The sequence below is a fragment of the Bacillus sp. GW823-FHT06A11 genome (assembly GCF_058795355.1).
Map to the genome: position 1 here is coordinate 130,498 of NZ_JBXAHS010000007.1, position 12,161 is coordinate 142,658.

The window sequence follows — 12,161 nt, forward strand, 5'->3', positions numbered from 1 at the left end:
TCTTTGAGGAACTTTTGACAACTATATGAGCCAATTATATACTGATGTTGTAAAAACGATTTTACAGGTTAGGAGCAATGGTGTGAAAAATCAAATCTATGAATTACGCACTGAAAATAATATTTCACAAGGCGCATTAGCTGATAAATGTAAGGTTTCTAGACAAACGATAAATGCAATTGAGAATAATAAATATGATCCAAGTTTAGCGTTAGCATTCCGTTTAGCTGAAGTATTAGGAACAACTGTTGATAAATTATTTTTGTACAAGCAGTAGAGTCGTTCATTATAAGGCGCACCTTTAAAAATAAAAAAGATCCTCTTCTTATGAGAAGAGGATCTTTTCTTAGAGCGTTTTAGTCTTTGGACTAGGTGGTGTAACGGATGTATTATTTTCTGGAACTCTAGTTAGTAAGAATCCTCCGATAATAAACAGAACAATAATACTAAGAACACCAGCGTTTGTTTTTCCTGTTAATTGCGTTGTAACACCGACTAATACCGGACCCATAATTGCGGCGAACTTACCAAAGATATTATAAAATCCGAAGAATTCATTAGCAGATTCTTTTGGTACTAGTTTTGCAAAGTATGAACGACTTAGTGCTTGAATACCACCTTGAGATGTAGCAACTAACATTGCTAAAATCCAAAAATCAAGTGTCGTTTTTAAGAAATAAGCATATGTGCAAATAATGATATAAATAATGATACCGACATATAACATTTTTTTACCAGTAAATGTTTCAGATAGTTTTCCGTATAGTAACGCAAATGGACAAGCGACAATTTGTGTTACAAATAATATGATTAATAGATTCGTTGCACTGATACCGAGGTCGGTTCCGTAAGCTGTAGACATAGTAATAATTGTATCGACTCCGTCAATATAGAAAAAGTAAGCAATTAGAAACATAAATACAGTTTTATATTCTTTAATATTTTTAAAAGTATCAGCAAGACGTTTGAAGCTCATTTTAATAGGTCTTGGATGACGCTCAATATAGTGTGTTTGCTCTACGTTTTTAAGCATTGGAATTGTAAATAACCCCCACCAAAGAGCAGTTATCGCGAATGAAATTTGACTAGCAATGCCAACTGATAAAGGGATAGTTCCTTTTTGAGCAAGAATAATAAGAGCGATACAACCGATAAAAGGAATAGTACTCCCAATATAGCCTAAAGCGAAACCTCTTGTAGAAATTCGATCCATTCTATCTTCAGAAGTGACATCTACTAAAAATGCATCATAGAAAATGTTGGCTCCAGCAAAACCAACTAAGGCGAGCATATAGCATCCTAATAATAAGTACCACTGAGATGTTGGAACGACTGCTAACATACTTGTAAATACGATACCAAGTCCAAAGAAGAATGTGAAAAATCGTTTTTTAAATCCTTTATAATCAGCAACTGTGCCGAGAATAGGAGCAAGTATAGAAATTAAAAGTGTAGCGAACGAGTTTGCATATCCCCAATATGCTGTTGAAGTTGCACCAGATAGCCCGGCTTCTTTTGCAGCTGCTTTAAAGTAAATTGGAAATAATGCAGTTGTAATGACGAGCGAATATACCGAGTTCGCCCAATCGTATAATATCCAGCTTTTTTCTTGTCTGGACATTTTTTTCATATAGTGTTCCCCCTTAAATTTGTTCTACTAACAGTGTACAAAAATAAAAATTATAAAAAGAGAAACAGTGATGATTTTTACAGAACTTTTACATATATACACAGTTCTTTACAATTGGAGTAAATCCTCTACAATTGATCCGTCTGTTTCGCCTAAGTGTAAACCGAGTAGTCTAGCGATAGTTGGACCTTCATCAATAAGTCTCATATACGGGACGGTAACGCCGGTTTTTATTCCTTTTCCAGCAGCGATAAAAATTGTTTCATAGTTAGGTTTTGTTGGAGAGTATCCATGCGTACCAAATGTATATTTTTTACTAGGAGTAACATCTTTTTCAGTAATTTCTTTTATAAAATCTCCTGTATAGTTTTCAGTGAAATAATACCCCTCTTGCGCTTCTAACATAAATAAACAATTACCATCTGCACCGCAGTCTTTCGCAGCTTCATCATGAAGTATAAATTCAATTCCATTCTGTTTATTTTGCAGCAGTTCTTCAAGGAGTAGTTGTACTTCTCGAATTGTATCCGTATCATTTTTGTCTTTCACATATACATAGGCAGACCCGTCGCAACTTTGACAATAGGCCTTCCAATCTACTAATAGCCCTTTTTTATTTATAGATACGAGGCCTTTTTGTTGGAATAGCACATTTAATTGAATTGCTTTGTTTTCACTTAAAGCGCTATGGTCACCAAGAGCGATAATTGTACTCTCTTCGTATAGGTCACTGTCTTTTAAAGTTTGAATAATTTTCCCGAGCCGCTCATCATGTCTATGAATTGCAGCAATTGTTTCGTTAGATTCAAAGCCATGATAATGTCTTTGCGTGTCTAAATCAGTGAAATGTACGAACATAACATTAGGCTTTTTCGTCTGAATGGTGTGTACAGCAGAGGCGAGGACGAAATCATCCAGCTCTGGTTGTGATAAACCATTTCTTATATGGCCGAAACGACGATTTAAATCTAATTGGTATAGTGGGCTACCGCTAAATAAGGAAACTAACACTTGATTTTGCCACGGTCTATTGGGGAAAATTTCTGGTAAATTGTAATCAATGTTTGCTCTCCCAGTAACAGGCCATAGAAGGGCAGCTGTCGTTAAATTTGCTTTACGCGCTTCATCATACAATGTTGTTCCTTTTATCGATTTTCGGTACCAATGCCAATCAGGTGATTCACGTCCCGGTTGAAGTAACGTATTACTAACAACACCGTGCTTGTTAGGGTAATTACCGGTTACGATTGTTGAGTGGCTTGGATATGTTACAGAAGGATAAATTGGTTCTACTTTTTCGACAACCGTGCCCTTTTTTATTAGAGATTGGAAATGAGGTAGTTTTTGTAGTATAGGAAAATCTAAAGCTGATAAACAGTCGAATGATAAAATAATGACACGATTCGTTAATGCTTTATCCATAAAGTAATCCTCCTAATTATATAAAACCTATTCTTATATATTACTATTAATACCTAGTAATAAAAATATGTTTCTGAATAAAATTTATTGTTTATTTTCAGAAAAATTAAACATATAATAAGTATAAGGGAATCTATGGACGGAGGGAATAGTATGGACTGGTTAGATGGATTCGGTATATTTTACATCATTGGTGGCATCACAATTCTCCTTGTATTTGCTATTTCATATTTACTAAAGAAACGTTTTCCAGACAAACAGTTTGATATTATATTTGCACTGATTGTAATACTTCTTTGCTTAGCATCATTTCCTGTTACCATGATGGTTATTGGTGGGTGGGAAGGAATGGGATATGGATTTATTGGTTTCTTCGTTCTACTAGGTACACTTATCGGTATGATTGCACATCAACTTGTAAAAATCTCTCGAAAAAGCTACGTATAAAACTGTAAAAAATGAAAAGAATATATAATAATAAGAAAATTAGCTATTGTTTTAAAAAAGAATTTGTATTATGATAATCAACAAATTTATTTCGTTATAACGATGAAAAAGGACTAGTACATATTCAACCTTTTTAGCAGAGAGAGAATCCGCCAGGCTGAAAGATTCTTAAAAAGGCAATATGGAACCTGCCTTTGAGTTCTGCATATGCAGCGGGAATTTCCCGTTATCAAAAAGAGAGCATGCGCAATTTTTGTGCATGAATCAGGGTGGTAACGCCGGCAAAGCTCGGTCCCTATTTAGGGACGCGGGCTTTTTTGTATTTTCTAGAAGGAGGAAGACTGACTATGGCAAAAGAACAAGTGCAAGCCATTACGAAGATGGAAGAGGACTTTGCGCAGTGGTATACCGATATTGTAAAAAAAGCCGAACTTGTTGATTATTCAAGTGTAAAAGGGTGCATGATTTTACGTCCGTATGGTTATGCCTTATGGGAGAATATGCAGAAGGTGATGGATGAGAAGTTAAAAGAAACTGGCCATGAAAATGTATATATGCCAATGTTTATCCCAGAGAGTTTATTGCAAAAAGAGAAGGATCATGTTGAAGGATTTGCTCCTGAAGTAGCATGGGTTACGCATGGCGGGGATGAAAAGTTAGCGGAAAGACTTTGTGTACGTCCTACATCTGAAACTTTATTCTGTGAGCACTTTTCAAAAATTGTGCAATCCTATAATGATTTGCCAAAGTTATATAATCAGTGGTGTTCAGTAGTTCGTTGGGAGAAGACAACTAGACCATTCCTTCGTACGACTGAATTTTTATGGCAAGAGGGTCATACAATCCATGAAACGGCAGAAGAATCGCAGGCTGAAACATTAAATATTTTAAACTTATATGCTTCTTTCTGTGAGGATTATTTAGCGATACCAGTTATTAAAGGACAAAAAACAGAAAAAGAGAAGTTTGCTGGAGCAAAGGCAACTTATACAATTGAAAGTTTAATGCATGATGGAAAAGCGCTTCAAACAGGAACCTCTCATAACTTTGGGACGAATTTCTCAGAAGCATTTGATATTAAGTTTTTAGATCGTAACGGTAAATGGCAATATGTGCACCAAACATCTTGGGGTGTATCAACAAGAATGATAGGTGGGCTAATAATGGTTCATAGCGATAATAATGGACTTGTAATGCCACCAAAAGTCGCTCCAGTGCAAGTTGTTATTGTACCAATTGCTCAGCATAAAGAAGGAGTTTTAGCAAAAGCAACAGAGTTACAAGGACATATTCAAAAGGTTGCACGAGTAAAAATAGATGCTAATAATAAAACGCCTGGTTGGAAATTTAATGAGTATGAAATGAAGGGTATTCCAATTCGATTAGAAGTTGGCCCTAAAGATATTGAAAAGAATCAAGTTGTACTTGTAAGAAGAGATACGAAGGAAAAAGAGTTTGTAACAATGGATCAATTAGAAGAACGTATTCCAGCATTACTTGAAGAAATTCATATTGCTTTATTTAATAAAGCAAAAGCATTTCGCGATGAGAATACGTATGCTGTGACAAATTTCGAAGAGATGAAAAAAGTAGCTGACGAAAAGCAAGGCTTTATTAAAGCAATGTGGTGCGGGGAATTGGCTTGTGAAGAGAAACTAAAAGAAGAGGTGGGAGTATCTTCACGTTGTATGCCTTTTGAGCAAGAGCATTTAGCTGAAGAATGTATTTGTTGTGGTAAAGAAGCTAAACAAATGGTGTATTGGGGAAAAGCATATTAATACTCTTTTGATAGGTGATAAAAAGGACTTTGGGCTGCATAATAAAATGCAATCCAAAGCCCTTTTTGGTTTTATACAGTATTTCATGTATTCTTTAGATGGAAGGATGTTGTTCTTATTTTACGTTTTTACGACGAATAAACAGTAACATACCAATTAGGAATGTTGAAAGACCCATTAAAATAGATATAGGGTAATGCGTTGCAGTATTAGGTAATTTATCACCTTGTTTTTTTGTATTATCTTTTACATTATCCCCTTGAGAACCGTTGCCCTTCTGAGAATTGCTATCGCCTTTCACACGATTGCCACCTTGAGAGCCATTACCCCCTTGAGAACTGCTATCACCTTTAACACGATTGCCGCCGTGAGAGCCATTACCGCTGTGAGAGCCACTGCCACCAGAACCGTTACCACCAGAACCGTTACCACCGGAACCATTGTCACCAGAGCCACTGCCACCAGAACCGTTACCACCGGAACCATTGTCACCAGAGCCACTGCCACCAGAACCGTTACTGCCGGAACCATTGCCGCCAGAACCATTGCCGCCAGAGCCACTGCCACCAGAACCGTTACCACCGGAACCATTGTCACCAGAGCCACTGCCACCAGAACCGTTACTGCCGGAACCATTGCCGCCAGAGCCACTGCCACCAGAACCGTTACCACCAGAACCGTTGCCACCAGAACCACTGTCGCCAGAACCATTGCCACCGGAACCACTGCCGTCAGAGCCGCTACCACCAGAACCGTTGCCACCGGAACCACTGCCGTCAGAGCCGCTACCACCAGAACCGTTACCGCCGGAACCATTGTCACCAGAGCCACTGCCACCAGAACCATTGCCGCCAGAACCATTGCCGCCAGAGCCACTACCACCAGAACCACTGCCGTCAGAGCCACTACCACCAGAACCGTTACCGCCGGAACCGTTGCCGCCAGAGCCACTGCCACCAGAACCGTTACCGCCGGAACCATTGCCGCCAGAATCACTATCGTCCTGAGAACCGTTATTTCCTGGAGGTTTATTATTATCCTTTAAATTTCCTTCGGCAAAATGATCGCTATTTTGTACAATAGCGTTTGTTAATGGTTGGAAGTTTTCAGTTGCAGCATTACCGATATTTAAACCGCTAAAAAAAGATAATGAGAGTGTTGATGCTAAAATGAAGATTTTCGTCATGGTTTTCCTCCTAAGAAATTAATATTCCATCTAAAATACATCCCTTTGTAATATTTCTTAGGAAAAAGAGTTTTATGCAAAAAAAACTATATATAGAAAAAGGTGGTGTATTTGTCAAAGCAGAAAAGAGTTAATGTAGATTTCCTACAAATAGTAGAGGCGGGGAATTTACATTCATAACGGTAGAGGAAGTGGCAGTAGATGAAAGAGTACATAGCGTTTGATATTGGCGGTACGCAAATTAAGTATGGCATTGTTTCAGAAATAGGGAGAGTATTAAAGCGTAAAACAGTTGCAACAGAAATTCATTTAGGCGGAGAACAAATTATTCAAAAACTTATATATGTATCCAAAAAAATAATGAATGAACATACTATTGCAGGAATTGGTATTAGCACTACGGGAATTGTTGATATTAATAAAGGAATTGTGACGGGAGGTGCGGATCATATTCCGGGATATAGTACTATTCCTATTATTGATAGATTGCAAGAGATATTAAAAGTTCCAGTATCGATTGACAATGATGTGAATTGTGCAGCGTTTGGAGAAAAGTGGAATGGTAGTGGAAGAGAGAAAGAGAACTTTATTATGCTCACCCTTGGAACAGGAATTGGGGGAGCAATTTTTATAGATGGAGAATTGTACCGAGGACATTCATTTAGTGCTGGTGAATGGGGGAATATGTTAATAGAAGGAAAAACGTTTGAAGAGGTTGCTTCGATTTCAGGATTAATTCGGCTTGTAAGAAAATATAAAGGCAAAGGCGAGTGGAATGGGAGAACAATTTTTGAGTTGTATGATAAAGGAGATAGAGAAGTTGCTCAAGCAGTTGGGATTTTTTTTAAACATTTGGCAATCGGAATTAGTAATCTTGCTTATATTTTTAATCCAGAAACGATTATTATTGGTGGAGGAATTACCGATAGAGGAAATGAGTTTTTAAAAGAAGTAAAAGAAGAAATCAGTAAATACTTAAATCAAGAGATTTATAATAATTGTGAGATTGAACTTGCGCAAAACGGTAATTGTGCAGGAATGATTGGTGCTATTTACCACTTCTTACATCATCATAAGTAAATTATATGAATGTTTTCATATAACTGAGAATTTATCCTTTTTATCGCTAGGTAAATAATGCTACAATATAAGAGAAGAATACAATATTTTCCGATTTGGAAAATGCTTTGTAGAAAGGGAGAAACTTCATGCCTATTATTTTAGAAAAAGGTCAAAAGATCGATTTAACGAAAGGACAACCAAAAGTAGCAAAACTACAGGTTGGCTTAGGCTGGGATCCAATTGGGCAATCAGGTGGATTTCTGTCTTCATTATTTGGAAGTAAACCAAATGTAGATTGTGATGCATCTGTTGTTATGTTAGAAGAAGATCGTTTTTTAAACAAAAATGATTTAGTTTACTTCGGAAATAAACTTTCTACTTGTGGTAGTATTATTCATTCAGGAGATAATTTAACAGGTGAAGGCGCTGGTGATGACGAAACAATTTTCGTAGAATTACATAAAGTTCCGAGCCGTATTAATCGTTTAGTATTCGTTGTAAATATTTATGACTGTGTAAATCGTCGTCAAGATTTCGGGATGATTCGTAATGCATATATTCGTATTCAAAACCCGCAAACTGGTGAAGAATTAGCACGCTATAATTTATCGGATAATTATGCTGGCAAAACAACTCTAATTGCAGGTGAAATGTATCGTCACGGAAGTGAATGGAAGTTTTCAGCAGTTGGAGAAGGCACGCAAGATAAAAACTTAAGTGAGATTGTATCACGTTATCAATAAAATAACCGAGGAGGAATTGTATATGGCATCAATTTCATTGAAAAAGGGACAAAAGGTAGACTTAACAAAAACGAATCCAGGTCTTTCGAAAGTTCTTGTAGGACTTGGTTGGGACACGAATCGTTATGACGGACAAAACGATTTCGATTTAGATGTTAGTATTTTCTTAGTAGGTGCTAACGGTAAAGTTTCAGGTGCAGAGGATTTTGTCTTCTATAATAACCCAAAAGGTGCGAATGGTGCTGTAGAGCATTTAGGAGATAACCGAACTGGCGAAGGTGAAGGCGATGACGAATCGATTAAAGTAGATTTGAAAAATGTACCTGCACATATCGAACGTATTTGCTTCACAATCACGATTTACGATGGAGAAGGACGCAGCCAAAACTTTGGACAAGTTTCTAACTCTTTCGTACGTATTTTAGATGAAGAAAAGAATGCAGAATTAATTCGTTACGATTTAGGAGAAGATTTCTCTATTGAAACAGCCGTAGTAGTAGGTGAATTATATCGTCATGCAGGTGACTGGAAATTCAATGCAATCGGAAGTGGATTCCAAGGTGGATTAGCGTCTCTATGTAATAATTTTGGTTTAGATGTAGAGTAATAGATTTGATTTATATATCCATCGGTGAAATGCGTGTATACCGATGGATATATTTTTAAAGATAAAAATATAGAGGTGAATATAGATGGTTATTCAATTACAAAAAGGACAGAAAATCGATTTAGGTAAGACAAGCCCTGGTTTAACAAAAGCAGTAATTGGTCTTGGATGGGATATTAAATCTTATGACGGTGGATCAGATTTCGATTTAGATGCATCTGCCTTTTTATTAGATGCAAACGGAAAATGTACGAAGGAAACTGATTTTATTTTCTATAATAATTTACAGTCTCCTTGTGGATCTGTTTTACATACAGGAGATAACCGTACAGGCGAAGGCGAAGGCGACGATGAGCAACTTGTTGTAGATTTGAAGAAGGTTCCAGCAGATGTTCATAAAATTGCTATTACAGTTACAATTTATGATGCGGAAGGCCGTAATCAAAACTTTGGACAAGTAGGAAATGCGTTTGTTCGTTTAGCAAATGAAGAGACGAATGAAGAAGTTCTTCGTTTTGATTTAGGGGAAGATTTCTCCATCGAAACAGCAGTTGTCTTTTGTGAATTATACCGTCATAATGGACAGTGGAAGTTTAATGCAGTAGGAAGTGGATTCCAAGGTGGTTTAGGTGCGCTTGTAAGAGCGTATGGCTTGGATGCATAGAAAGGAAACGATATTCGTTTCCTTTTTTTGACCTTTCTATAAATCTAGCAAAGAATAGGGGATAAAGGTAAGATGAGTATTTTGCAAGGAATCCTTGATACGTATGCTCAGTTTTTCGACTTGGACATGTGGATTAAAGTGTTGCAAGATCCAGTATCTTGGGGATTAATTGGTACACTTGTTGTACTTGAAGGGTTGTTATCTGCTGATAACGCACTTGTGTTAGCGGTAATGGTAAAACACCTTCCTGAAGAGAAACGTAAAAAAGCATTATTCTATGGACTTATTGGAGCTTATATATTCCGCTTTATTGCAATTGGAATCGGAATGTTCTTGATTAAATTATGGTGGGTAAAACTTCTTGGTGCACTTTACCTTGCTTGGTTATCAGTAAAATACTTTATTGATAAGCGTAAAGGTGCAGGTGAAGAAGAGGAAGCTCATGGTATGAACCAAAACAGTATTTTCTTCAGAATGTTCGGTGTCTTCTGGGGAACAGTTGCAATGGTCGAATTAATGGATATCGCATTCTCTGTAGATAGTGTACTTGCTGCATTTGGTGTATCTAATGAAGTTTGGATTTTATTATTAGGCGGAATGCTAGGTATTTTAATGATGCGTGGTATTGCCGGTGTATTCTTGAAATTATTAGAGCGTATTCCAGAGCTTGAAACGACAGCATACATTTTAATCTTAATTATTGCATCGAAAATGTTACTGTCTTTAATCGAGATTGAGATTAGTCATACACTATTCTTTATTATTTTAGTTGTAGCATTTGGAGCAACATTTATAATTCACTACATGAAGAATTCTGGACAAGCTAAAGAAGAAGTTGCAGCTACTAAAGAAGATAATAAATAATTGAAATGGGTTTGCTCGTTTTGCGAGCGCCCATTTTTTATAACAAAAAATAGTTTATAATAGAAGAAGGACTTAGAAAAAACGTAACTGTTTTTGGAGGTGAACTGTTGTGTTTTCACGTTTTACACTTCAACCATATGCATTAAAAGATGAATCAGATTTAAAGCAATTTGAAACGCTTTTAGAAAAACGTCCACAATATGAACTGACAGAGAATGAGATGAAATTTAGTTATATAGCATGTCGAATCCTTGGCGTTCCTAATGATGTAGATGAATATTTTAATGAACTGTTTGATTATAGTGAAGCGAAAGGAATCGAAGTTTTACACGAACAAAATTTAAACAAAGTGATTGATTCGGAAAAGCTTCGTCATATTCAAGAAGTGTTCGGATTACATCAAGAAGCACCAAATGGTCTGACAGTAAATAGGTTAGTTGCACACTTATCTGGGAAACAACTTTTACCGAAAGTAGACAATCCTGATTTACAGCATTACATACATACGACGTTTATTTCACTATTGAAATTATATGAGAAACAACATAATCAGTCGTTAAAGACAGAAGGCTTCCGTCGTTTCTTAATCGACATAATTAAACTAAGCGAAAATTATGTAGCGAAGTGGTTTTCTACGATTAATTATAAGAAACAGATGCCGCGTATCGTTTGGTATGGTGATGCACAGGAAAGCCGTATATATTTCTTATACTTTCTTATTATGCTCGGTTGTGATGTGCTTTATTATCACCCAGAAGGAAAAGATGGATTTGAGAATGTTGATGAAGAGGGAAGGACCTTTATTGTGTCTCATCCAGGCCGTATTTCTCTTGAACCATTTCCAGATCGCCGCCGCGAGCGTGTGGCAACAGTAGCGTATCAAGCTTCAAAAGAAATTGAGCAAGTACTTCACCACGATAATTCACTGCTGTACAAGCCGTGGCAATTCCGTTCCTATACGCCTGTAGCTCGTACACTAAAAACAACATATGATGAGCTCTTTTTAATTACGAAAGAAAAGGCGTTTGTACGCCCGACATTCTTTGTTGAAAATAAACATATTTATATCCCTTCTTTATTTGCGAAAATATCAGGCGTTTCAAAGAATGATAAAGAGTATTTTCAACGATTAAAGGCTGTTACATCATTTGATAACAGTATACTAGTTAATACATTCCCATTTACGAAAGAGCAAAAAGCAAACTTCCAATATCATTATCGAGATGCATTAGACCGTGGGGGGAAATTACATCCTGATCTAATTATGAATAGCCATTGGTGGCCGCATAAGCGTTTACCGGAAGGTTTACAACATGGGATTGCAGAAGCGATTATCCATACGTGTGAAAGTGAAATGTGCAAACCAATTGCGAAAGAGACGAAACAAGATGTAGCGCTATATGTTTTCGCGCAACTTTCTCAAATACCACCGAATATTTTAGAACAGCTTGAGAAATTTGATTATTCACAAGATGTGCCGAAAATTGTTATATTTAATAATGAGAAGAGTGGAGAGTTAACTCGTTCTGATGCTGTTTTATTACTATTTTTAAATCAAATTGGAGTAGATGTATTCCATTTCAATCCAACGGGAAGAAACGATATTGAACCGTATATTGAAGCGGGGGCATTTGATTCCCATTGGCTTGAAGAGGTTAATTTCGATCTTGAGTTTCATGGTTCATCAGCCTATAAAAATTTATCACAAACAATAAAAGGACTATTTCGTCCATTTTTATAAGGAAAGGGAGAATACCA

The 12,161-nt window shown here is 36.6% G+C and carries 12 protein-coding genes and 1 other annotated feature; of the genes, 9 read left to right on the top strand and 3 right to left on the bottom strand.

Annotated elements, in window-relative coordinates; translation table 11 throughout:
• The first annotated feature begins 25 nt into the window (after window positions 1-25).
• Window positions 26-277, top strand: a complete 252-nt coding sequence (locus tag AC1Q8L_RS25435) for a helix-turn-helix transcriptional regulator (protein ID WP_002023181.1) — start codon at window positions 26-28, stop codon at window positions 275-277.
• 69 nt (window positions 278-346) lie between these two features.
• On the opposite strand, the gene AC1Q8L_RS25440 is transcribed toward AC1Q8L_RS25435, so the two are convergent.
• Complete coding sequence (locus tag AC1Q8L_RS25440) at window positions 347-1,630, bottom strand: MFS transporter (protein ID WP_000738820.1); 1,284 nt, start codon at window positions 1,628-1,630, stop codon at window positions 347-349.
• A gap of 108 nt (window positions 1,631-1,738) precedes the next feature.
• Complete coding sequence (locus AC1Q8L_RS25445; RefSeq protein ID WP_000356442.1) at window positions 1,739-3,052, bottom strand: alkaline phosphatase family protein; 1,314 nt, start codon at window positions 3,050-3,052, stop codon at window positions 1,739-1,741.
• 153 nt (window positions 3,053-3,205) lie between these two features.
• Here AC1Q8L_RS25445 and AC1Q8L_RS25450 point away from each other — a divergent pair, with 153 nt between their 5' ends.
• Together AC1Q8L_RS25450 and proS are read left to right on the top strand one after the other, a co-directional pair.
• The gene (locus AC1Q8L_RS25450; protein WP_000383860.1) at window positions 3,206-3,499 is read left to right on the top strand and encodes a YesK-like family protein; all 294 of its coding nucleotides are present in this window, start codon (window positions 3,206-3,208) and stop codon (window positions 3,497-3,499) included.
• Window positions 3,500-3,592: 93 nt separating this feature from the next.
• Window positions 3,593-3,799: a binding site (T-box leader), on the top strand.
• 47 nt (window positions 3,800-3,846) lie between these two features.
• Window positions 3,847-5,277 carry a proline--tRNA ligase gene (gene proS / locus AC1Q8L_RS25455; RefSeq protein WP_001040980.1) on the top strand — a complete coding sequence of 477 codons (1,431 nt, stop codon included), beginning with the start codon at window positions 3,847-3,849 and terminating at the stop codon, window positions 5,275-5,277.
• A gap of 115 nt (window positions 5,278-5,392) precedes the next feature.
• Here proS and AC1Q8L_RS25460 read toward each other — a convergent pair whose 3' ends face one another.
• Entirely contained in the window at window positions 5,393-6,463 is a 1,071-nt protein-coding gene (locus AC1Q8L_RS25460) for an LPXTG cell wall anchor domain-containing protein (RefSeq protein WP_318588258.1), read from the bottom strand.
• A 201-nt stretch (window positions 6,464-6,664) separates the two neighbouring features.
• Here AC1Q8L_RS25460 and AC1Q8L_RS25465 point away from each other — a divergent pair, with 201 nt between their 5' ends.
• The 6 genes from AC1Q8L_RS25465 (at window position 6,665) to AC1Q8L_RS25490 (ending at window position 12,144) form a co-directional block, all read left to right on the top strand.
• Window positions 6,665-7,543, top strand: a complete 879-nt coding sequence (locus tag AC1Q8L_RS25465; RefSeq protein ID WP_000666110.1) for an ROK family protein — start codon at window positions 6,665-6,667, stop codon at window positions 7,541-7,543.
• A gap of 128 nt (window positions 7,544-7,671) precedes the next feature.
• Window positions 7,672-8,268 carry a TerD family protein gene (locus tag AC1Q8L_RS25470; RefSeq protein ID WP_001121581.1) on the top strand — a complete coding sequence of 199 codons (597 nt, stop codon included), beginning with the start codon at window positions 7,672-7,674 and terminating at the stop codon, window positions 8,266-8,268.
• A 22-nt stretch (window positions 8,269-8,290) separates the two neighbouring features.
• Window positions 8,291-8,875 (top strand): TerD family protein, encoded by a 585-nt coding sequence (locus AC1Q8L_RS25475; RefSeq protein WP_000146729.1) that lies wholly within the window; start codon window positions 8,291-8,293, stop codon window positions 8,873-8,875.
• 85 nt (window positions 8,876-8,960) lie between these two features.
• Entirely contained in the window at window positions 8,961-9,539 is a 579-nt protein-coding gene (locus tag AC1Q8L_RS25480; protein WP_000236648.1) for a TerD family protein, read from the top strand.
• A 72-nt stretch (window positions 9,540-9,611) separates the two neighbouring features.
• Complete coding sequence (locus AC1Q8L_RS25485) at window positions 9,612-10,403, top strand: TerC family protein (RefSeq protein WP_000025688.1); 792 nt, start codon at window positions 9,612-9,614, stop codon at window positions 10,401-10,403.
• A gap of 109 nt (window positions 10,404-10,512) precedes the next feature.
• Window positions 10,513-12,144: a YceG family protein gene (locus AC1Q8L_RS25490; RefSeq protein ID WP_000492865.1), complete on the top strand. Its 1,632-nt coding sequence runs from the start codon at window positions 10,513-10,515 to the stop codon at window positions 12,142-12,144.
• Window positions 12,145-12,161 lie beyond the last annotated feature (17 nt).

Bases quoted from the DNA above. Each gene is read 5' to 3' on its own strand.
- proS (WP_001040980.1), top strand. From the start codon at position 3,847: ATGGCAAAAGAACAAGTGCAAGCCATTACGAAGATGGAAGAGGACTTT.
- AC1Q8L_RS25485 (WP_000025688.1), top strand. From the start codon at position 9,612: ATGAGTATTTTGCAAGGAATCCTTGATACGTATGCTCAGTTTTTCGAC.
- AC1Q8L_RS25465 (WP_000666110.1), top strand. From the start codon at position 6,665: ATGAAAGAGTACATAGCGTTTGATATTGGCGGTACGCAAATTAAGTAT.
- AC1Q8L_RS25435 (WP_002023181.1), top strand. From the start codon at position 26: ATGAGCCAATTATATACTGATGTTGTAAAAACGATTTTACAGGTTAGG.
- AC1Q8L_RS25480 (WP_000236648.1), top strand. From the start codon at position 8,961: ATGGTTATTCAATTACAAAAAGGACAGAAAATCGATTTAGGTAAGACA.
- AC1Q8L_RS25470 (WP_001121581.1), top strand. From the start codon at position 7,672: ATGCCTATTATTTTAGAAAAAGGTCAAAAGATCGATTTAACGAAAGGA.
- AC1Q8L_RS25460 (WP_318588258.1), bottom strand. From the start codon at position 6,463: ATGACGAAAATCTTCATTTTAGCATCAACACTCTCATTATCTTTTTTT.
- AC1Q8L_RS25445 (WP_000356442.1), bottom strand. From the start codon at position 3,052: ATGGATAAAGCATTAACGAATCGTGTCATTATTTTATCATTCGACTGT.
- AC1Q8L_RS25475 (WP_000146729.1), top strand. From the start codon at position 8,291: ATGGCATCAATTTCATTGAAAAAGGGACAAAAGGTAGACTTAACAAAA.
- AC1Q8L_RS25450 (WP_000383860.1), top strand. From the start codon at position 3,206: ATGGACTGGTTAGATGGATTCGGTATATTTTACATCATTGGTGGCATC.
- AC1Q8L_RS25440 (WP_000738820.1), bottom strand. From the start codon at position 1,630: ATGAAAAAAATGTCCAGACAAGAAAAAAGCTGGATATTATACGATTGG.